The organism is Thalassospira sp. MCCC 1A01148 (assembly GCF_001613795.1).
In the GTDB taxonomy this organism is placed as follows: domain Bacteria; phylum Pseudomonadota; class Alphaproteobacteria; order Rhodospirillales; family Thalassospiraceae; genus Thalassospira.
The window spans coordinates 168,849-189,091 of sequence record NZ_LPVZ01000018.1; the positions used below are offsets into that span (position 1 = coordinate 168,849).

The window sequence follows — 20,243 nt, forward strand, 5'->3', positions numbered from 1 at the left end:
AAATCAGCGGCTACGATTTGAGGCTGAATTTGCGGACTTCAAGCGGCTGTGCAAGGACTTCATCCTTGCTCTGGCCAAAGGCCTTGAGATAGGGCATCTCGAAATGCCGCGCGAGGTCTTCTTCCGAGCGCCAGTTTTCATAGGCCATCCAGACCGCCGGATCATCTATTGACTGGTGCATGTCATAGCTGATGCAGCCTTCTTCGGCGCGGGAAGGTTCGACCAATGCCAACAGACGTTTGCCCAGTTCTTCTTCCATGCCGGGTTTGGCGCGTGCGGTGGCAAGAACGGTGAGCTGCTTGGACATTGTGGTTTCCTGAATTTGTCATGGGTTTGTGACTGGCGGGATCGCTGCCAAACACAGTGCAGGACAAATAGTTGTTTCACAAGCAGATACACAACAGAAAAAGGCCCGGTGCGGGGTAACACCGGGCCTGAAAATGCCGGTCAGCAGTTTGGGGGGAGCTGACCAGCAGGGGGGAACGGAATTCTAGGCAATCGTGGTGGTTACATCAACATTGCCGCGCGTCGCGTTGGAATAGGGGCAAATGGTATGCGCCGTTTCGACAAGCTTTTCGGCGTCGGCTTTATCGAGACCCGGCAGGGATACCTTGAGTTCGACTGCAAGGCCAAAGCCGCCTGCGTCGCGCGGTCCGATGCCGACCTTGGCAGAAACCGAGACGTCATTTGGCATCTTGATCTTGGTCTGGCCAGCAGCAGCCTTCATCGCGCCAATAAAGCAGGCCGAGTAACCCATCGCAAACAGCTGTTCGGGGTTGTTGCCTTCACCGCCGGCACCGCCAAGTTCCTTTGGCGTGGTCAGTTTGACATCAAGCGAGCCGTCATCGGTTTTCGCACGACCATCACGGCCGCCGGTGGCAGAGGCGCTTGCGGTATATTTTACATCAACAGACATGGTTTCATCCTTTGTTTGAACGGTGGTTCGACTTGGTGAGAACCCGGCTGTGTCGAAAATCAAACCTTCATATGTCGCCGGGAAGGCACGGGTGCAAGTGCGCCTGTACGAAAGAGGGTGAAAGTTTTGTGATCATCGTCAGGCGCAATGTGAACTGTATCCGGCACAAACATCGCACAATAATTAATCGTGTACGATATAAATTCTTGTGCATCAGCCATGCATTAAAATCGTTTGTTATTTAATCGCGCACGATATAAACTTGGCTCTTGGTCTGTCCTGTTCAGGAGGCCCGCCGTGTTCCGGGCTTGACCGAACCTGTGTTACAGATGTTCGGGGGCCAAACCCTTCGCCAATGTAAGGATGCGATTGATGAGCGATACCCCCAAGGATGATTTGCTCGATATTGACAAGTTTCTGTGCTTTTCGGTCTATTCGGCGGGGCATGCCTTTAACCGTGTTTACAAACCAATGCTGGAAGCATTGGGCCTGACCTATCCGCAATATCTTGTGATGGTTGCGCTGTGGCAGGATGACAATCAGTCGGTGCGGAGCATCGGTGAAAAGATGTATCTGGAATCCAGTACGTTGACGCCGCTGCTTAAACGGTTGGAAGCGAACGGTCTGGTTAGCCGCAAACGTGACCCCAAAGATGAACGCTCCGTTCGCATCAGTCTTACCGATAAGGGCAAAGAACTGCGCAAGCAGGCCGAAGACGTCCCGCTTTGCGTTTTCGAGGCCACCGGCTTGGATATTGAAACCGCGAAAAGACTGGTCCGGGATTTGCGCGCATTGCGTGACCGGCTTGATGGCGGGCTTAGCTAGATTTCTCTGCCGCAGACTTGCGATCCCGGTGATAGGTCAATGCCCAGCCAAGGGCTGTTTTGATGGCGTGTTCGGGAAGGGGCTGATCAAGGGGCAGAATTATTGCGCGATTGCCTTCGGTCTTGAGGTCTGGTGACAGCAGGGTACGGGTGCGGTCAATCAGGTCTGTCTTGCAATCAAAAAAGATCATCACCTGATCGGGTGTGTCGGGTTTCCAGTCGGCCCGAATGGTAATGCCCGATCCCGATTTGGGTCGCCAGGCCGGTTCCCCCCATTTCAGACTTTCCGTTACGGGGCCGACCCCGTCGATTTCGCCTGCGAGTTCAAAGACCCACCCACGGATCGACATCAAGGCCCGCCGGGCTGCAGCCGGGCAGGCGTTGAATTTTGCCGCAATATCGGGATTGGCGAATTCACCGGCTGTCGTCATAGGCTCCCCGCGCTCAGATTTCCGAAGGTCTGCATCAATAGCCACACGCCACAAATTGCCAGTGTGATGTGCTGCATGATCATGGCCGGGGCAATGATCTGTTTGCGCCGGGTCAATGTTCCCAGAACATGCAGGATGCGCGATGCCATCAGGATGATCGCCACCACCCAAATAACTGTCGAGGTGGCAAGGATGGCTTCAATTGAAAGTACGAGAAGCACACAAAGCGGGGCATTTTCAATGAAGTTCCCGTGTGCACGCATGCGCCGGCGCAAGGTGGTGTCATCGCCGTCACCGCTTAGAACGTTAAGCTGAAACCGCCGGACAGAAACCATCAGGCTCAGTGCTGTAAGCATCAGAACAAACACGGCAGTGATGCAGATTGTTACTGGAAGTGGCAGCATCGACAGTTTCCCCGAACTGTTAGAAAAAAGCGCAATCTGTTTTTGCAATTCAACCATCGAATGCGGCCGGGATCAAACAAAAGGACGGCACAGTTTGCAGTGCCGTCCTTTTGACGATGGTTTGATCTGGTTGGCCGATATCTAGATATTGCGCAACCGGTCCAGGAAGTTTTTGACCTGCTCATCAAGATTGCGGGCTTCATTGGCAAGCTCGGTCGCGCCCGCTTGCACGTTGGATGCGGCTTCGCCGGTTTCCTGCGATGTGTTGCGCACAATCCCGATCGAGGATGATACCTCGTTCGTACCTGCGGCGGCCTGTTGCACATTGCCGGAAATTTCTGCGGTCGCAGCCCCCTGTTCCTCGACCGCAGAGGCAATGGCGGTGGCGATCTCGTTGATGCTGGAAATGGTTTCCGTCACCCGTTCAATCGCGCCCACCGTGTTTTGCGTTTCGGACTGGATCGAGCCGATCTGCTGGGCGATGTCCTCGGTCGCCTTGGCGGTCTGATTGGCAAGGTTTTTGACTTCTTGTGCCACAACCGCAAAGCCTTTGCCCGCTTCGCCCGCACGGGCAGCCTCGATCGTGGCATTCAGTGCCAGAAGGTTGGTCTGGGCGGCAATGTCATTGATCAGGCTGACGACTTCACCAATGCGATCTGCAGCCTCGGCAAGGCCGGTGACCATGGCGTTGGCTTTTGAGGCTTCATCAACAGCGGTGTTTGAAATATCCGATGATTTTGCGACCTGCGAACTGATTTCCTGAATAGAGGCGGACAGTTCTTCGGTTGCCGAGGCGACTGTCTGCACATTGGCGCTGGCTTCATCAGCAGCCGCTGCAACGACAACAGCCTGTTCAGAGCTTTCATCTGCGGCACGGCGCATCTGACGCGACACCGTTTCCATGTTGCTTGCACTGTCAGATACATTGACAACAATGGACCCGACAGACTTTTCAAACTCGTCAGCCATTTGCAGGCGTGTGCGGTTGCGTTCCTCGCTGGCCTTCTGTTCGGCTGCGAGCTTCTCTCGTTCCGCCTTTTGCATGCCTGCCGACGCTTCTTTAAAGGCTTCAAGCGCCTTGGCGATCGACCCGATCTCGTCATTGCGTTTGAGATAAGGCACGGTGACGTCAAACTGCCCTTTCTGAAGATGATCAATCACACCCGCCACACGGGTCATCGGGCGCGACACAAGACTTCTGGTGGATAGGAGAACCACGGCGATCACAATCGCAAGCAGGATGAGACCGCCGATCAAGGTCGTGTTGCGCAGACTGTCCGCCGGGGCATAGACCGTTGCAAGCGGAACATTGACAACCACACCCCACTGATTCGGGTATCCGGTGATTTCAACCGGAACAATCATGTGCATGGTGGTCTCACCGTCCATGCGGCTAGAAGTGCCATTTTCCATTGCGTCAAGAATGGCGGCATGAACACTGTTTTCTGGATCAAGCGTCGTTCCGCGTATTTCAGGGTCTTCGTGTGCCACCCAGGTGCCTTGTGCCGACACAAGATTGACCGTCCCGGTGCCAAACGGGGTCAGCTCGGCAAAGCGTTCGGAAAGCGCATTGAGTTCCAGATCAACCCCCAGGACGCCAAGGAACTGACCACTGGCGTCTTGCACCGGATAAACAAATGAGGTCAGAACCACATCGCGGCCCTGAATGTCATAGGTGATGGCATCGGTGACATAGGGTTTATTGGTGTCACGCGGGGCGGTGTAATATTCGTTGACCTCGGGATTGTCCAACCCGGTCAGGTGATAGGGCGTAATGCCGTCACCGAAATTATAGTAATAGGTGACATACTTCCCGGTGCCGTCGCCAAAAGGTTCGCCTTCGTCCTTGTAATCGGCATCCTTGCCGTCAAGTGCATTGGGTTCAAACCCGGACCAGGCCCCCGCAAGGGTCGGGTTGTCGACCAGCGTGCGATTGAGGATTTCGTTGTATGCGTTGCGATCTGCACCGCCTTTTTCGCGAATTGCGCGGAAGGTGCCCGCAAGGTTTTTCGCGACCAGCATCCCGCCATTCAGAACGCTGCCTGCCTGCTGGGCATGATGGCTTGCCACTGCGCGTGTCTCGCCGACAGTCAGTTCCTCGGTGGTTTGGTTTGTCTGGATGGTTTGAAGTGAAATGCCTGCAATGAGGCAAAGCGCGATGGCCATTGCACTCACAAGTGTGAGTTTCGCGCCCAGTGACAGGGAGGAAAAGTTCATTCAGCTATCCTTCCGACTGATGCTTTCCTGTGAAAGATCGCAATGCATTAATACTGTAGCCAACGCAGTGGCTTGGTGATGCAAACAGGCACGGCACTTTCGCATGCTATTCTAAAGTAGAATACATTATATGGGAAGATATCTGCCGGGTTGGAGTGCCGTCGTTAAAACGGCTTCGATTTTCGGATAGTCGGCGCGAAAATTTCGTTGGCCGCGACCGGTTTGCCAAACAGGAAGCCCTGCAATTCGATGCCGGGTACTTCACGCAGGAACTCGTACTGCTTTTTGGTTTCAACCCCTTCGGCTGTGACTTTCAGTCCAAGGGCATTGGCCATTGCCAGCATCGCGTTGATCAAGGCGACATCGTCACTGTTGCCGGGGAGACCATTGACAAAGGCACGGTCGATCTTGATGCGGCTGATTGGCAGGCTTTTGATCGAACGCAGGCAGGAATAGCCCGTACCGAAATCATCGATTGCCAGCGAGACTCCCACCTCACGCAGATCATGCAGGGTTTGAATCATGCTGTCTTCATCCTGAATCATGCTTTCGGTGACTTCGATTTCAAGATGCTCGGCCGGCAGGCCGGATATGGCAAGTTCATGGGCGATGGAATCGGCAAAGCCTGCAAGCTGAAGCTGGCGGGCAGATACATTCACCGCCATCTGGATTTTTTCGCCATACTCATCCTGCCAGATACGGGCCTGTTTGCAGGCCTCGCGGAGCACCCAACTGCCAATTTCGATAATAAGACCGCTTTTTTCGGCGATTGGAATGATTTCGCTGGGGCCGACAAGTCCGTGAACTGGATGGTTCCAGCGCAGAAGTGCCTCGACGCCGACCATGTCACCACTGATGCCATCAATTTGTGGCTGGTAATGCAGCACCAGTTCATCATTGTCCAGACCACGGCGCAGCTCAAGCGACCGGGTCATGTAATGAGTGGCATTCGCCGTCATTTCCGGTTCATACAGTGCCAGGGTCCTGCGCCCGCGATCCTTGGCGGCATACATCGCGGTATCTGCAAGTCGGATAAGGTCATGTGACGAGCGACCATGGTCGGGATACATGGAAATGCCGATACTGGCCGAAATGTTCATTTCATGGCCGCTGATGTAAAATGGGCGTTGCAGTTCCTGAATGATTTTCTGCGCCAGATTGGAGGCCGCCGTTTCGTTGGGGATGTTTTCGCGAATGATCAGGAATTCATCGCCACCAAGACGGGATATCGTGTCTGTGCGTTCGGTTATGCCCTTGATCCGGGTTGCTGCAATCAGGATAACCTGGTCACCGGCCGCGTGGCCCAGCGTGTCGTTGATCGTCTTGAAATCATCGATATCAAGAAACAGGCACGCCACCATGGTGCCATTTGGTTCCGAGCGTTCAATCGCACGGTTAAGCCGGTCCGTGGCAAGCAGGCGGTTGGGCAGGCTGGTCAGTCCGTCATACTGGGCAAGATAATGCAATTCCTGTTCGGCCTGGCGGATGGCAGTCCGATCCGAAACGATCATCACGAAATGCGTGAGTTCGTCTTCCTCGTTCTCGACGGCAATCACCTGTAGTGCCAGCGATATCGGATTGCCCTTTGCATTGCGGGTATCAAGATCACGACGCCAGTGACGGCGGGTGCCGCTCCCGGCAAACAGTTCCTGAAAGAACTCGGCAGGATGTTCATTGGGCGAGAAGAAATAGGGCGGCTTGTGCAGCGTGTTTTTTTCGGTTTCGCCGGTAATGCGGTAGTAGGCCCTGTTGGCGTTGGAAACGTTAAGGTCGGGATCAAGGATCAGAATGCCATCCTGTGTCGTTTCAAACACGGTCATGGCTTCGCGCAGTTTATCCTGTGTAAGGCGCTGATCAGTGATGTCTTGCATCATGCCGACGATACGCTGGGATCCTTTGCGCTCATCACCAAATGATTTCCCGCGCGCACGGAACCAGCGATAGTTCTGGTCGTCATCCAGACTGCGAAAGACGACATCGTAAAATTCGCCATGGTCAACCGCATAGGCAAACGCCTTGCGCACCATGTCGCGGTCTTCGGATGAAACGCGTTCCAGAAACGTGTCCCAGCTTTCTGTGACAGTTTCTGCTTCCTGAAGCGGATCAAATTTGCCAAGGCCCGTACTGTGCATTTGACGGGTGCCGACATCAATTTCCCAGCAGCTCATCTGGGCGGCGTTCATGGCAAGTGACAGGCGCTGTCGGGTTTCTGACAGTGCGACTTCGGCGGTACGGCGTTCCAGCGCCATCTGGATGGTGGCATGCAATTCACGATCGGAAAACGGCTTGATCAAAAATCCATAGGGGCGGGTTTTCTGGGCACGCGCCAATGTCGCGTCTTCGGAATGTGCCGAAACATAAATCACCGGAATCATCAGGTTTGGCGGGATGCCTGCTGCGGTCTCGATCCCGTCAATATCGCCATCAATGCGGATATCCATCAAAATAATGTCGGGTGGATCAAGTTTGATGGCTTCGAGCGCGTCATTGCCCCGCGTATGTGCGCTTGTGCGTTGATAGCCAAGCTTCTCAAGCTGTTTGCGCAGATGCAGCGCGATAATGCGTTCATCCTCGACAATCATGACGTGGACCGGATGTTCCATCCTGATCAGTCCTCCATCGCGAATGTAATGACGAATGTTGTCTCGCCTTCGGTAACCACATCAAGGGTGCCGCCAATCTGATCCACAAGCAGATGGATTAACTGAAGGCCAAGGCCATCACTTTGACCGGGTTTGAAACCCTTTGGCATGCCGCAACCATTGTCCGAGACCCGAAGGGTGACAACGTCTTGCTTGTTCTTGCTGGCCGAGACATCAATCTGCCCTGATCGGCCATCCGGAAAAGCGTGTTTGAGTGCATTGGTGATCAGTTCGTTTGCAATCAGGCCGCTCGGTACGGCCTGTTCAATCGCAAGCTCGACATCGGACAAATCGCTGTTTACCCGCACACGTGCGATATCGACGTTGAATGACGCCAGAAGCGACGAGATCAGGCTTTCACAGAAATCAGCAAAGTTCACTTTGGCAATGTCTTCGCTTTGATAGAGCGACTGGTGAATTTGCGCCATGGAGCGCACCCGGTTGCAACTGTCGATCAAGGCTTCACGGGCCTGAATATCGATGACCGAGGTGGTCTGCATGTCCAGAAGACTGTGGATGATCTGCAGGTTGTTCTTTACCCGGTGATGGACCTCGGAAAGCAGGGTTTCCTTTTCGCGAAGTGATCGGGCAATCTGTTCTTCGCGGTGCTTGCGTTCGGAAATGTCGGAAATCGCGGCCAGGATCTGCTGGTTTTTGCCATCGGTAATCGGGTTGAGACCAATTTCGACAGGAAACTCGCTTCCGTCCTTGCGCAACGCGTAAAGGTCGCGTCCGGCCCCCATCGGGCGCGGGTTCGGATTGTTCGTATAGGAGCCGCGCAAACGGGGATGACCGGCACGAAAACGTTCGGGCACGAGCATCTCGATCGGTTGACCAAGCAATTCAGTTCGGGAATAACCGAAAATGATTTCGGTTTGGGCATTGACCATTTCCATGGTGCCGTCAGCCCCGATCAGGATCATGGCGTTTGGCGCGTATTCGACCACGCGTTCAAACCTTTGATCCTGGCTTCCCGACGGAAAGTCTTCTTCGGTGATCTGTACACCGGTCTCTCCAAACGACATCAACGCACTCCAACTTCGTGTTCGCTTTGTCAATCGGGCCTGATCGCGTTTTTAACTGATCATCGGATTTAAATTGGACTAATAATACAAATCATTTCAATTACATGTTTTTAAACACAAACATTATATCTACTTAAGCGCGTTAGCCCAAGTTGCGATATTTGCATCCGGCAGATGGAATTCAACTACACTTAGGTGTAGTCAGGGTGCGGATATCCAAATCGTATTTTGGCGCAAATTGCGGGTGATCGGGGCGCGAATTCCGCGATTATGTGGCAGCCATGCACAACAGGTGCTTGATCTTGACCCAAAGTGAGGTATAGCTTCGCGCAAACATGCGATCAGGATGGTTGCGCGTCAGGGTCTTGACCCAAAGCATATTCCCCGAGAATTAAACGATCCAACTGACAAACAAGGTTTCAAAAATGACAGCCGATCTTCGAGATGCCGCACTTAACAGCAACGTCTGGGCTTTTCAGGAAGCCAGCAAGCTGGTCAAGCGGTACAAACAGAAGGCGCCTGAAAAGGGCTATGTCCTTTTTGAAACCGGTTATGGTCCGTCGGGTCTGCCCCATATCGGCACCTTTGGCGAAGTTGCGCGCACGACTTATGTCCGTCGTGCGTTCGAAACCATGTGTGATATCCCGACCAAGCTGTTCTGCTTCTCCGATGATATGGACGGGCTGCGCAAGGTCCCGGACAATATCCCGAACAAGGACATGGTTGCCGAACATCTTGGCAAGGCGCTGACCAGCGTTCCTGATCCGTTTGGAACCCATGAAAGCTTTGCGCATCACAACAATGCCAAGCTGCGCGAATTCCTTGACGGTTTCGGCTTCGAGTACGAGTTCAAGTCTTCGACCGACTGCTACAAGTCGGGCATGTTTGACGAGGCCCTGCTGCGTCTTCTGGAACGTTATGATGCGATCCAGAAAATCATGCTGCCGACCCTTGGTGAAGAACGCCGCGCGACCTATAGCCCGTTCATGCCGGTCGAGCCGGGCACCAACAAGGTCCTGATGGCCAAGGTGACCGAGCTTAAGCCTGAGAGCGGCAGCATTGTTTACGAACACCCGGAAACCGGTGATCTCGTTGAAACGCTGGTGACGGGCGGCAATTGCAAACTGCAGTGGAAGCCGGACTGGGCGATGCGCTGGTATGCGCTCGGCGTTGATTATGAAATGGCAGGCAAGGACCTTATTCCGTCGGTCGAGCTTGGCAACAAGATCGTCAAGGCACTTGGCGGCACCCCGCCGGAAGGTTTCAATTACGAGCTGTTCCTCGATGAAAACGCCCAGAAGATTTCCAAATCCAAGGGCAATGGTCTTTCGATGGAAGACTGGCTGAAATATGCGCCGGAAGACAGCCTGTCGCTGTTCATGTTCCAGAAGCCGAAAACCGCAAAGCGCCTGTATTTTGATGTCATCCCGAAAACCGTGGATGAATATCTGACCTTTGCCGAAAAACTTAAAACCGAAACCGATCCGACCAAGATCCTGCAGAACCCGGCCTGGCATATTCATGCCGGAACTGCGCCGGATCGCGACATTCCGCTGTCGTTCGGCATTCTTCTGAACCTGGTTTCGGTCTGTAATACCGATGACCGTGATCTGCTGTGGAAGTTCATTTCACGTTATGTCACCGGTGCAACCCCGGAAAGCTCGCCGTATCTCGATAAGCTGGTCGGCTATGCGATCAACTATTACAATGACTTCGTCAAACCGACGAAAAGATACCGCGCCCCGACCGAGGCAGAGCAGGCCGCCCTTAAAGACTTGCGCGATGCCCTGTCCAAAGTCGCACCGGGCACCGATCCGTCCGACATCCAGACCGAAGTTTTCACCGTGGGTAAAAACCACAATTACGAAAACCTGCGCGACTGGTTCAAGGCGCTTTACGAAGTGCTTCTTGGTCAGGAACAGGGTCCGCGCATGGGTTCCTTCATCGCCCTTTACGGTCTTGATGAAAGCGTTGCGCTGATCGACCGTGCACTGGCGGGTGAAGACCTTTCTGCCTAAGGCTGCGCGATCAGATGAATTTGCAAACGGCTCGCCCTTGGCGGGCCGTTTTGCGTTTTGGGTCATATCATTCAATAATCTGTCGACCGGATCGGATATGGCGGGGCTTTGCGTCACCAGCAGGGAATTGAATGATATGGGCTTTTGGCAAAAATCGATGATTGCGGTTGCGTGTTCCAAACCGCTTCGTGCCGTGGGCGAGGCGGTTGGTCGCAAGACAGGATTGGCGGCACAGTTTGTCAGCGCCGGGGACGGCAAGGGGCATGTTGCACGGGCAAGCGCGCTTAAGGCCAGCGGCATTCGGGTTTCCAGTTTTTATCTTGGCGAATATGTCACGGACATCACCCAGGTTCGCGAAACCGTTGATCAGTTGCGCGCGGTCATGCCAAGCCTGCATCAAGCGGGGCTTGATGTGCATGTTTCCATTGATCCGTCGCAGCTTGGCTATATGCAGGGTGCGGCGATCCTGACCCAGTATGTTGACGAAATTGCCAGCCAGATCCGCGACATCGCAGCACAGGCAGATGATGGGCAGACCGTCCGGCTTATGATCGATATGGAAGATTTCGACATGGTCGATGATACGCTGGCGCTGCATCATCGTTTGCAGGATACCGGTATTCCCGTGGCCCAAACCCTGCAAGCCCGCCTGCACCGCACGCAACAGGACATGAAGGACATGATCGCACGCGGGGCGATGGTGCGACTGGTCAAGGGGGCGATGGCCCCGCCAGCAAGTGTGGCCTTTACCGAACGGGCCGAGATTGATGGCAATTACCTTGCACTCGCCGGGATGATGTTATCGGACACGGCAAAGCAAAACGGATTTCTCCCGGTCTTTGGCAGTCACCATCGCGAACTGGTGCTCAAGATCGCGAAGCTTGCCGATCACAACGGCTGGGCGCGGGATCAGTTCGAGTTCGAGATGCTTTATGGCGTTAATCAGCCGCTGCAACGTGAACTGGTTGCGGCGGGATATCGACTGCGGCTTTATGCGCCGTTTGGCAAGGACTGGTGGGCATATGCCTGGCGCCGGGTGGGAGAGAACCCGCGCAACCTGTCGCTTTTGCTGAAATCGGGGCTGCATCGCTAGGATGAATGAAAAAGGCCAGCATAAATTGCTGGCCTTGTTGTTTCAGATCAGCTTGGCGGCAGGTAACGCCGCAGCGGATGATGTTCAAACGGTGCAAGCAGGATGTGTCGCGCGCGTTGCCACCCCACGCCGAATGCCATGACAAGTCCACCAACAATGAAGCAGACCAGAACAATGGTCATCGACGGGTCGATTTCCGCGCCCTCGAAACCCGATTGCAGCAGGTAGCCAACATAGATCAGGCCGCTGATGATTGGCGATCGGCGATCCAGGATCAGCGACAGCACCATGGCAATGATGATCACCGGGATCATCGCAAGGGCGGCGGCCTCGAACGTGGCGGCAATCGAATGGATGGTCAGTGGTGCGCCAAAGACATACAGCCAGAACGCACATTCCGCCCAACCATTGATCCGCTTGGGATCGCGGCTGTCGATAAAGATCGCAAGGGCGAGCAATATGATGCCCGTGGCCGTGATCAGATAGGGGATATAGGGTTCTGCCGCCGGGCCAAAGGTTGCCATCAACGCCGACCAGAAGACCCCGACGAGGCCTGCGGCAATCAGCGCAAAGGATACCGGCAGGCGATACCGCAGGAAGAAGCCCAGCTGGAAGGCAAAGCCGATGACCGCGACAAACACCAGTACATTCATCGACCGCTGTCCGAAATCAATGACCGTATCAAGATCGGATAACTGCCCGGTCGGTCCGGCAAAGGACATATAAAGCGCAACCGCATAGATCATCAATGTCGCGCCAAGGGCGGCCATAATCGCGATGGAGGGCAGGGACGCCTTGAGCTTGCCGGCAATATATTCCGCCAGCGCGACATAGGCGATCATGGCAATTGGCGGTGCAATCCAGAAGGCCGGACCATTGGCAAGCAGGCCCCATAGAACGAACCAGCCGATGGTCAGTGCGCATATGCCAAGGGCAATGAAGATGTCGTTCATGCCGCGAAACAGGGTGAACTTTTCCGTTTCGGCGGTTTCAAGCGATTGTTCGCCAAGAAAGCCTTCAAGCCTGTCAAAGGCTTCTTCGCTCAGCACGCCGGCCGATACCGCATTTCGGATGTCAGCAAGGGTGAATCGGTTGTCTTTCACGGTGGCTCCGGATCTGTGGGGTGTTCTGGTTGGTGGCGCATGTTCGTCTGCGCGTCTGTTTACCTGCAAATTACCTGCGAAGTTTGACACGGCACACGCAGCTATTCAAACGCCGCGAGATGCCTAGATGGAAAATAAGACCGTGAAAAGGCAATTGACAGCATAATGGGAATCAGTATTAAGTGAGTTAACTTACTTAATTGATGGTGATGGCAATGGCCGAAAAGCTCAAACCCGAAGAAAAACGCCAAAAGCTTGCCCGTGCGGCGATGAATGTGATCTGGCGTGATGGCTATCATGGGGCCACCATTCAATCGGTTGCGAACGAGGCCGGGTTGCCCGCAGGCGGGGTGTTTTATCGCTTTCCCAAAAAGCACGACCTTGCCCAGGCGGCTCTTGAAACCATGCAAGGCGAATTCATTCCGCTTCTGGACAGCATCAAGTCAAAGGGCGCTGTCGGTGATCGGCTGTCAGTCTTTTTTGATTATCTTGATGCGATGACGCCGCGGCGTGTCAGCCATGGTTGCCCGCTTGCGCGTCTGATGCTCGATATGCCCGGCGATGCGGATTTTGATCCGGCGCGGAAAATCGGGCAAGGCGTGTTTGATGCGCTGATTGGGTGGGTGACAGATCAGCTTCGCGAAGGCGGGCTGGCGGCAGACCGTGCGTCAATTGAAGGACGGCGGATCGTCCTGCGTTGGCAAGGTGCGATTGTTCTGGCCCATTCCATGAATGATCGCGCCATTCTTGATGACGAGATTGCCGACCTGCGCCAAACGGCCGATGCGTTGATTGCCGGGACCTGATTTCTAACAGACGTTCCCGGCCTTACCCGCCCCACAAGAAGTCCCACCAGAAAGAAAGTGCCTGACATGTCCCGCGCGCTAACCACCGAACTTGGGCGCGATCCCAAGGCTGCCCTGATTTTCAATTTTGCCCGACTTGGCATCCGCGACAAGTTCTATGCCCTGCGCCAGTCCATCGGGTTTGGCCGACCGGACCGTGCGGTGCTTGACCATCTTGGCGTTCCCGATAGCGAAATGGCGCAAAAGGCAACCGCGTGGGCGGCCTCCCTGCAGCCTGACTTCGTGCAGTATCACGGCTTGCGCAGTTTTGCCTTTGGGGTCGCGTTGGGGGAATACCACAATGTCCGCTTTGATCGCGAGATGCTTTATATCGCAAGCATCCTGCATGATATTTCACTGGCATCGCCATCGTGTGACGGACCGGGATCGTTCGAGGTCGAAGCCGCCCGCTGTGCCCATAACTGGCTTGGCGAACAGGGCTATGACCGGGAAAAGGCCGAATTCATTCACGAAGCGATGGCGCTGCATTCGGCTGTGTGCCATTCCGGCCCGCGTGACCCCGAAGGCCTGTTGCTGCATCTCGGCGCCGGGGTCGATGTGGTCGGTATGCAGGTGATGAACATTCACACCGATGTCCGGGCGCAAATCCTGCGCGATTATCCGCGCACGGGCTTTGTCCGTGATTTCGGAAAGTTGGTGGCCGACCAGGCAGATCGCAAACCCCGGTGTCATATTGCCGGGCTGGTCGGCGTCGGCTTTGCCAAGGCGCTTGCCAGTAACCCGCTGGATCGTGGCTGAGGACCAAATATCTGCACCCTTTGGTTGTTTTGCCATGATCAGTCCATTTTCTGATGATGAAATTGTACCCTTCAGACGTCATACTGAATGAAACACGCGTTCATCAGAGACGTGGCCCAGCAGGCCGCGCAAAGCAATAAAGGACACGGGCAATGATCGGGCTGAAAACAGTAAAACTTGCACTGGTCGGGGCGATGGCAATGGCATTGTCGGCCTGTGCCAGCGGGCCGCGCGTTTATACCGATGCCGACCCGGCGACCGATTTCGGGCAGTTCAGAACATTCGCCTTTGTCGAAGGTGCCGGCAAGGATGCGGAGGCGAGGTACCAGACCCTGTCGGGACAGCGGATTGAGGATGCAATCAATCTGGCGATGGTTTCGCGCGGATATCAGCTTGATATCCATACCCCCGACCTGTTGATCAACTTTCATCTGAAAACACAGGAAAAGACGCGATCATCACCCCCGGTCTATGTCGGTGGGTATTATGGCTATCGGTCCGGGATGTATGTTGGTTGGCCGGGCTATGTCGAGCCGGGCTATGTCGATAGCTACACCGAAGGCACGCTGACCATTGATCTGGTCAATCGCCAGACCGAGCAAATGGTCTGGGAAGGAACGGCTGTTTCACGCGTCACCAGTGCCGTACGCGAAGCGCCAAACGAGACGGTGCGCGCGGCGGTGGCATCAATCTTTGCCAAATATCCCTATGTCGCGGGCAGCTCCGTGCCACAGCCGGTATCACAGTAAGTCATCGCTACCAGCATAAAAAAACGGGCCGGAATTCCGGCCCGTTTTTGTGTCTGTCTGGCAGAAATTAATCTTCGCTGGCCGCAACAAAGGCCATGTAAAGGTCCTGGGCGCGGCGCGTGATCGGGCCGGGCTGCAGGTTGCGCTCGTCGAGTTTGACGCACGGAGCAACCTTGTAATAGTTGCCGGTGCCAAAGATTTCGTCGGCTGCTTCGAGTTCTTCGTACTTGCAGGTCTTTTCCACGACATCAACGCCATCTTCACGCAGAAGCTTGATCACGCGCTGGCGGGTCAGGCCATTAAGGAAGGTGCCGTTGATTGCCGGGGTATAAACCGTGCCATCCTTGGCAAAGAACAGGTTGGCATAGGAAAACTCGGCCACATTGCCAATCGGATCAAGCATCACGCCGGTGTCAAAGCCCGATGCGGTTGCCTCGGTCACAGCACGGCCGACATTGGGATAAAGGCAGGATGCCTTTGCCTCGGTCGGCGCGGATTCCGGTGACGGGCGGCGGAAGCTTGATTTGCGCGCGCTAAAGCCGGTCTGGACGGCTTCGGGCATTTCGGTGACGGAAATGCACAGCACGAATTGCGCGCTTTCAGGTGTTGGCGCGATGAAACCTTCGCCACCAAATACAATCGGTTTGATATAAAGGGCGAGTTCCGGATCGAACTTCTGAACGCCTTCCTTGACCAGCGCGACGATTTCATCGACCGTGATGGCAGGTTTCATGCCCATCAGTTCGGCCGAGCGAAGCACACGGGCGCAATGCGGATAAAGATCGGGCATTTTGCCGTTCATGCGGCGCGCGCCGTCAAACACGGTCGAGGCCATCCATACACCATGGGTTTGCGGACCCATGATATTGGGGTTACCTTCGTGCCATTGACCCTGATGCCAGGTCCAGGTGGTGACGGTGCTATCAGCGGCGGCGTGACCCATATTTATGCTCCTGATTGTGTTGGGCGCCTGTGGGGCGGCGAAGAAAACGGCGCATAGCATAGGGTTTTTGTCCAAGGATGGTCAAAGAAAACATCACATGCCCCGCTGCCATTGAAATGTCATGGAACCTTGTCAGCAGTTATGCGATAGGTTTTCCCATAGACGATTGATTTCGAGACGTTTTCTGCCGCGATGGTGTGATGCCGACCGGCGCTTTGAAAGGAATACATAATGGGTGATGACATCAAACTTGATCTCGACGCACGGTTTGAACATGCCCGTGATGTGATCCGCCATGCCGGAAAGCGTGCCATGGCCTATTTCGATGGCGCGGCTGGTGACCTTGAGATCGAGGCCAAGGCCAATCCGCTTGATATGGTCAGCATCGCCGATAAAAATGTCGAAGCGATCATTCGCGACCAGATTGCCGATACCTTCCCCGAGGACGGCTTCCTTGGCGAGGAAATGGGTATCGAGAAGGGCGACAATGACTGCCTGTGGGTGATTGATCCGATTGATGGCACGGCATGCTTTGTCAATCAGATGCCAAGCTGGTGCATTTCCATTGCCCTTGTTGTCAAAGGGGAGATCCAGCTCGCGCTGATTTATCAGCCATGCGGCAATGAACTGTTCAGTGCCAAGCGTGGAGAAGGGGCCTTTGCCAACGGCGAACCGATCAAGGCGAGCGAGGCCAAAACCGTCGGTGACGGTTTGATGGGGCTTGGCATGTCGCACCGAACCAAAAGTGATGCCATTACACCCTTCATCCAGGACCTTCTGGATCGTGAGGGCATCTTTATCCGTAACGGGTCTGGGGCGCTGATGCTGGCCTATGCCGCTGCCGGTCGGTTGATCGGGTATTACGAGCCGCACATCAACCCTTGGGACTGCCTTGCCGGTATCCTTTTGATGCAGGAAGCAGGCGGTTGGACCAATGATTATCTTGGTGCGCCCGATGCACTTGAAAACGGGGCCCCGATCCTGACAGCCGGTCCCAATGTCGCCGAGGAGCTTCGATCCATGACAGGTATCACGGGCTAGGGGCATCGCCTAGCGATCTGCCATCTCGTTCTCTTGTTGCCGTGCTTCGAGCTTGCGGTCAATGAGACGGGCGAGCTCCGCATTGATCTTGTCGATATCGAGCGGTTTGGTGCAATAGGCGTCAAAGCCTGTTTCGTGGAACGTTTCGAGATTGTCATTTGAAATATCGGCGGTAAGGGCCAGTACCGGAATGGTTGCCTTGACCTGATTTTCAAACGTGCGGATCTGGCGTGTGGCTTCGATGCCATCAAGGACGGGCATGTGCAAATCCATCAGAACCGCATCAAAATCATTGCTGGCGAGAATATCGAGTGCAGCCTGACCATCCGCTGCAGTGGTGATGGTGTGGCCTTGCTGTTCAAGAAGCTTCTGGGCAAGGATGCGGTTGATTTCGATGTCTTCGACCAACAGAATGTTCCAGTGGCCCGGTTCGGTTTCTTCAACCGCTTCGGCCGGTTCTGCATCCTGTGAGTGGGTCTGACCATCATATTCGGCAACATCGGCTTCGGTGCTGCGTGGCAGGGTAAGGTCAAACCAGAAAAGGCTGCCGCTGCCTTCCTGACTATCGACGTTGATGGTGCCGCCCATGGCCTGAACCATGCGCTTGCAGATGGTCAAACCAAGACCGGTACCCCCATAGCGGCGTGTCGTCGTGGTATCGACCTGGGTAAAGGCATCAAAGATCGACTCAAGCTTGTTGTTGGGGATGCCAATCCCTTCATCCTGAACCGAAATCCGGAATGAAACGTTGTTTTCATCAAGTTCAAGCGGCTTTGCGGTAACCTGAATCTTGCCGTACTTGGTGAATTTGATGGCGTTCGACACAAGGTTCGTCAAAACCTGTTTCAGACGGACGGGATCGCCCACCACATGACGTGGCAATTCCGGGTCAATATCCAGTAGCAATGCGTTTTCCTGCGCACGGGCAGGAACCACCATCATGGAAACCACTTCCTCGCACAGGCGATGAAGATCAACCGGGGCTTCTTCAAGGACAAGTTTGCCAGCCTCGATCTTGGAGATATCAAGAATATCGCCGATCAGCGACAGAACGTGGCGCCCCGCGCCGCGAATGGTTGACAAGTAGTTCCGCAAGGTTTCGGAAGACGGGCTGTTGTCCAGACTGTCGCGGGCCAATTGGGCATAGCCCAGAATAGAGGTCATCGGGGACCGGAATTCGTGGCTCATATGCGCGATGAATTCCGATTTGGCGCGATCGGCCTGTTGCGCGCGGTTCATCGCATTTTCAGCAGCGGTGCGGGCATCTTCAAGTTCTGCGGTACGGGTGGCAACCAGATCGACAATGTGCTTTTCGGTGCGATTAAGGGAACGCAGATAAATCAGAAGCAGGACGGTGATCGTGCTGCCAAAGACAAAAATGGCCCATGGCTGCCAGTACACCAGTGAATTCAGGCCGTTCTGCCGGGGATGCAGCACAATCGTCCAGTCACGATACCCGAAGGTGAAATTCGAAACATTCGGGTTAAACTGTTTGGCACGTTCGCGTTTGATATGATCAATCGCATGGTCGGACGTACGGGTGGAATATAGAAGGCCCGCCTGTCCGGATGTTTTGGTATCCGCAAGATGCAGTTCATAATCAAGCGGGATCCGCGCGACACGGGCCGCGCGCATGATCATGTCGGTAATGCGCAAGACACCCGCAGCAACGCCAAGTGGGGGGCCGCCGGGATCACGCCGGTTCTCCACGGCCAGAAACGCAAGTGATGACACAAGTGACGCGTTTGACTGAACGGAATTAAGCGGCTGGGTCAGGGTAACATTGTTGGTCTTAAGGGCCGTATCAAGCGCGCTTTTGCGTGAAGGTTCACTGGCCAGATCAAACCCGACGCGCTGCTCGTTGCCCGAGCGCGGAAAGATATAAAAAATCGGGAAGTAACTGTCGCGCTGCGGTGCAGGTTGCATGGTTCCATCGACCATTTCACGAATGGCGAAGTTATCAACACCCCGTAACTCTGCGTTTTCTTCGACCAAAGTGCGGGCGCGCTTTTCAACAAAAGGGGCCCATTCGAGTGCGGCAACGCCCGGTCTGCGGTTAATCCACGGTGCGAGCATGGCGTCAAAGGTGCTCGCAGAGACACTGCCGTGAACGTCAAAAAGCGTTCGCACTGCGATCAGGGCGTCAGTCGCACGGCCGAGTTCCTCACGAAGCGAGGCTTCAAAAGCCAGCCTGTATTGTTCGGTCGACAGCCGGTCAGCTTCCTGAAGCTGATTATAGGTGTACCATGCTGCGGTCCCTGAAACCCCGAAGCCGACAATGCCGATAAGAACCGCAAGCGCCCGGCGCAACCGGTGCACGTCATTGGACAACCGCCCGTCACGGGTACGCGTGGTGAATGTGGCAATGCGTTCGATACCGACTGCCAGAAGCAGCGCACCAACCGAACAGGCGATAATATAGACGAACAGACTGTGAAAACCGGACTGAATGTTGGTATCGACAAAGGTGGTGTTGCCAAGGGCGGCAAAGATGATGATGTCGGCAGTGATCAACAGGTTGATCAGCGTGGCCCCCAACAGGCCAAACCGCACAGTCGCCCAGATCACACAGGGCAGTGTGACGAAGACAAACAGAAATTCCGGTCTGGCGATCAAGGGCATTGTTTGCACGGCCGATGCCAGAACGACGCAAGCAAGCCCGATAAATGCCAGTTCGGCATGATGAAGCAATGGGCGTGGTCGGATCCGCCAGTTCATCAGGCGCAAGACCAGCGGGCTTACGACCAGCACACCGACAACATCGCCCTTGAACCAGCCAAGCCACCAAGTTGCGTATTGGTCGAAATGTCCGATGTCAAACAGACTGACGAAGAAGGCACCAAAGGTCGCGGCAAGGGTCGGACCAAGAAGGCCGCCGAACAAAAGAAAGACCGAAATGTTGCGCAGCCCATTAAACGGAAAGCGCCTGGCGAACCGGGTAATCAAAAGTGCTGGAATAACTGCTGCCGCCGTGGTGCCCGCGGCAACAAAAATCATGGCAGAAAGGCTATCGGCGATCACGATGTTAAGCAGAAAGGCGGCGATATACACCGCTGGAAAATACCGCCATCCCCAAAAAACAAGCGCCGCCAGAATGATCCCTGCAGGGGGCCAGATCAATGTGACGCTGGTGCCGAAATACGGCAGGTGGATGCCCGCATAGCCCGTGACGAAATAGGAAAGGATAATCACCAGGGAACGCACAATATGGTGACGTTGCAGCGTCAAACGAT

17 protein-coding genes are annotated in these 20,243 nt (G+C 54.9%); 7 read left to right on the forward strand and 10 right to left on the reverse strand.

Annotated elements, in window-relative coordinates:
• Positions 1 to 10: 10 nt before the first annotated feature.
• Both AUQ43_RS07320 and AUQ43_RS07325 read right to left on the reverse strand, forming a co-directional pair.
• Positions 11 to 307, reverse strand: a complete 297-nt coding sequence (locus AUQ43_RS07320) for a putative quinol monooxygenase (RefSeq protein WP_062955596.1) — start codon at positions 305 to 307, stop codon at positions 11 to 13.
• A 183-nt stretch (positions 308 to 490) separates the two neighbouring features.
• Complete coding sequence (locus tag AUQ43_RS07325) at positions 491 to 916, reverse strand: organic hydroperoxide resistance protein (RefSeq protein ID WP_062955597.1); 426 nt, start codon at positions 914 to 916, stop codon at positions 491 to 493.
• Positions 917 to 1,288: 372 nt separating this feature from the next.
• On the opposite strand from AUQ43_RS07325, the gene AUQ43_RS07330 reads away from it, so the two are divergent.
• Positions 1,289 to 1,741: a MarR family winged helix-turn-helix transcriptional regulator gene (locus AUQ43_RS07330; RefSeq protein ID WP_062955598.1), complete on the forward strand. Its 453-nt coding sequence runs from the start codon at positions 1,289 to 1,291 to the stop codon at positions 1,739 to 1,741.
• Here the strand turns inward: AUQ43_RS07330 and AUQ43_RS07335 are convergent.
• From AUQ43_RS07335 to AUQ43_RS07355, 5 genes are all read right to left on the reverse strand, one after another.
• Positions 1,734 to 2,171 carry a DUF1801 domain-containing protein gene (locus tag AUQ43_RS07335; protein ID WP_062955599.1) on the reverse strand — a complete coding sequence of 146 codons (438 nt, stop codon included), beginning with the start codon at positions 2,169 to 2,171 and terminating at the stop codon, positions 1,734 to 1,736. The genes AUQ43_RS07330 and AUQ43_RS07335 overlap by 8 nt on opposite strands.
• Complete coding sequence (locus tag AUQ43_RS07340) at positions 2,168 to 2,575, reverse strand: MAPEG family protein (RefSeq protein ID WP_062955720.1); 408 nt, start codon at positions 2,573 to 2,575, stop codon at positions 2,168 to 2,170. Before AUQ43_RS07340 ends, AUQ43_RS07335 begins: the two co-directional genes overlap by 4 nt.
• A gap of 141 nt (positions 2,576 to 2,716) precedes the next feature.
• Entirely contained in the window at positions 2,717 to 4,792 is a 2,076-nt protein-coding gene (locus tag AUQ43_RS07345) for a methyl-accepting chemotaxis protein (RefSeq protein ID WP_062955600.1), read from the reverse strand.
• Positions 4,793 to 4,956: 164 nt separating this feature from the next.
• Positions 4,957 to 7,395, reverse strand: coding sequence for an EAL domain-containing protein (locus AUQ43_RS07350; RefSeq protein ID WP_062955601.1), 2,439 nt, complete (start codon positions 7,393 to 7,395; stop codon positions 4,957 to 4,959).
• Positions 7,396 to 7,400: 5 nt separating this feature from the next.
• A complete protein-coding gene (locus tag AUQ43_RS07355) occupies positions 7,401 to 8,459 on the reverse strand; it encodes a sensor histidine kinase (RefSeq protein WP_062955602.1) in 1,059 nt (352 codons plus the stop codon).
• Between the two features lie 425 nt (positions 8,460 to 8,884).
• Between AUQ43_RS07355 and AUQ43_RS07360 the strand changes: the two genes are divergently transcribed.
• Together AUQ43_RS07360 and AUQ43_RS07365 are read left to right on the forward strand one after the other, a co-directional pair.
• Complete coding sequence (locus tag AUQ43_RS07360) at positions 8,885 to 10,477, forward strand: lysine--tRNA ligase (RefSeq protein WP_062955603.1); 1,593 nt, start codon at positions 8,885 to 8,887, stop codon at positions 10,475 to 10,477.
• Between the two features lie 136 nt (positions 10,478 to 10,613).
• The gene (locus AUQ43_RS07365) at positions 10,614 to 11,570 is read left to right on the forward strand and encodes a proline dehydrogenase family protein (RefSeq protein ID WP_062955721.1); all 957 of its coding nucleotides are present in this window, start codon (positions 10,614 to 10,616) and stop codon (positions 11,568 to 11,570) included.
• Between the two features lie 47 nt (positions 11,571 to 11,617).
• Here AUQ43_RS07365 and AUQ43_RS07370 read toward each other — a convergent pair whose 3' ends face one another.
• A complete protein-coding gene (locus AUQ43_RS07370) occupies positions 11,618 to 12,673 on the reverse strand; it encodes a hypothetical protein (RefSeq protein WP_062955604.1) in 1,056 nt (351 codons plus the stop codon).
• Positions 12,674 to 12,888: 215 nt separating this feature from the next.
• Here AUQ43_RS07370 and AUQ43_RS07375 point away from each other — a divergent pair, with 215 nt between their 5' ends.
• The 3 genes from AUQ43_RS07375 (at position 12,889) to AUQ43_RS07385 (ending at position 15,026) form a co-directional block, all read left to right on the forward strand.
• A complete protein-coding gene (locus tag AUQ43_RS07375; protein WP_181838564.1) occupies positions 12,889 to 13,479 on the forward strand; it encodes a TetR/AcrR family transcriptional regulator in 591 nt (196 codons plus the stop codon).
• A 66-nt stretch (positions 13,480 to 13,545) separates the two neighbouring features.
• Positions 13,546 to 14,277, forward strand: a complete 732-nt coding sequence (locus AUQ43_RS07380) for a hypothetical protein (protein ID WP_062955606.1) — start codon at positions 13,546 to 13,548, stop codon at positions 14,275 to 14,277.
• A gap of 152 nt (positions 14,278 to 14,429) precedes the next feature.
• Positions 14,430 to 15,026, forward strand: coding sequence for a DUF4136 domain-containing protein (locus AUQ43_RS07385; RefSeq protein ID WP_232310619.1), 597 nt, complete (start codon positions 14,430 to 14,432; stop codon positions 15,024 to 15,026).
• A gap of 67 nt (positions 15,027 to 15,093) precedes the next feature.
• Here the strand turns inward: AUQ43_RS07385 and AUQ43_RS07390 are convergent, their stop codons facing one another.
• Positions 15,094 to 15,969, reverse strand: a complete 876-nt coding sequence (locus AUQ43_RS07390) for a branched-chain amino acid aminotransferase (RefSeq protein ID WP_062955607.1) — start codon at positions 15,967 to 15,969, stop codon at positions 15,094 to 15,096.
• Between the two features lie 231 nt (positions 15,970 to 16,200).
• On the opposite strand from AUQ43_RS07390, the gene AUQ43_RS07395 reads away from it, so the two are divergent.
• On the forward strand, positions 16,201 to 17,010 hold the full coding sequence (locus AUQ43_RS07395; protein ID WP_062955608.1) for an inositol monophosphatase: 810 nt from the start codon (positions 16,201 to 16,203) through the stop codon (positions 17,008 to 17,010).
• A gap of 9 nt (positions 17,011 to 17,019) precedes the next feature.
• Here the strand turns inward: AUQ43_RS07395 and AUQ43_RS07400 are convergent, their stop codons facing one another.
• Entirely contained in the window at positions 17,020 to 20,238 is a 3,219-nt protein-coding gene (locus tag AUQ43_RS07400) for an ATP-binding protein (protein ID WP_232310620.1), read from the reverse strand.
• Positions 20,239 to 20,243 lie beyond the last annotated feature (5 nt).

What these genes read in the sequence shown, in the direction of transcription:
- AUQ43_RS07375 (WP_181838564.1), top strand. Translation starts at nt 12,889, where the DNA reads ATGGCCGAAAAGCTCAAACCCGAAGAAAAACGCCAAAAGCTTGCCCGT.
- AUQ43_RS07325 (WP_062955597.1), bottom strand. Translation starts at nt 916, where the DNA reads ATGTCTGTTGATGTAAAATATACCGCAAGCGCCTCTGCCACCGGCGGC.
- AUQ43_RS07345 (WP_062955600.1), bottom strand. Translation starts at nt 4,792, where the DNA reads ATGAACTTTTCCTCCCTGTCACTGGGCGCGAAACTCACACTTGTGAGT.
- AUQ43_RS07340 (WP_062955720.1), bottom strand. Translation starts at nt 2,575, where the DNA reads ATGCTGCCACTTCCAGTAACAATCTGCATCACTGCCGTGTTTGTTCTG.
- AUQ43_RS07335 (WP_062955599.1), bottom strand. Translation starts at nt 2,171, where the DNA reads ATGACGACAGCCGGTGAATTCGCCAATCCCGATATTGCGGCAAAATTC.
- AUQ43_RS07365 (WP_062955721.1), top strand. Translation starts at nt 10,614, where the DNA reads ATGGGCTTTTGGCAAAAATCGATGATTGCGGTTGCGTGTTCCAAACCG.
- AUQ43_RS07390 (WP_062955607.1), bottom strand. Translation starts at nt 15,969, where the DNA reads ATGGGTCACGCCGCCGCTGATAGCACCGTCACCACCTGGACCTGGCAT.
- AUQ43_RS07355 (WP_062955602.1), bottom strand. Translation starts at nt 8,459, where the DNA reads ATGTCGTTTGGAGAGACCGGTGTACAGATCACCGAAGAAGACTTTCCG.
- AUQ43_RS07360 (WP_062955603.1), top strand. Translation starts at nt 8,885, where the DNA reads ATGACAGCCGATCTTCGAGATGCCGCACTTAACAGCAACGTCTGGGCT.
- AUQ43_RS07330 (WP_062955598.1), top strand. Translation starts at nt 1,289, where the DNA reads ATGAGCGATACCCCCAAGGATGATTTGCTCGATATTGACAAGTTTCTG.
- AUQ43_RS07350 (WP_062955601.1), bottom strand. Translation starts at nt 7,395, where the DNA reads ATGGAACATCCGGTCCACGTCATGATTGTCGAGGATGAACGCATTATC.
- AUQ43_RS07385 (WP_232310619.1), top strand. Translation starts at nt 14,430, where the DNA reads ATGATCGGGCTGAAAACAGTAAAACTTGCACTGGTCGGGGCGATGGCA.
- AUQ43_RS07395 (WP_062955608.1), top strand. Translation starts at nt 16,201, where the DNA reads ATGGGTGATGACATCAAACTTGATCTCGACGCACGGTTTGAACATGCC.
- AUQ43_RS07380 (WP_062955606.1), top strand. Translation starts at nt 13,546, where the DNA reads ATGTCCCGCGCGCTAACCACCGAACTTGGGCGCGATCCCAAGGCTGCC.
- AUQ43_RS07320 (WP_062955596.1), bottom strand. Translation starts at nt 307, where the DNA reads ATGTCCAAGCAGCTCACCGTTCTTGCCACCGCACGCGCCAAACCCGGC.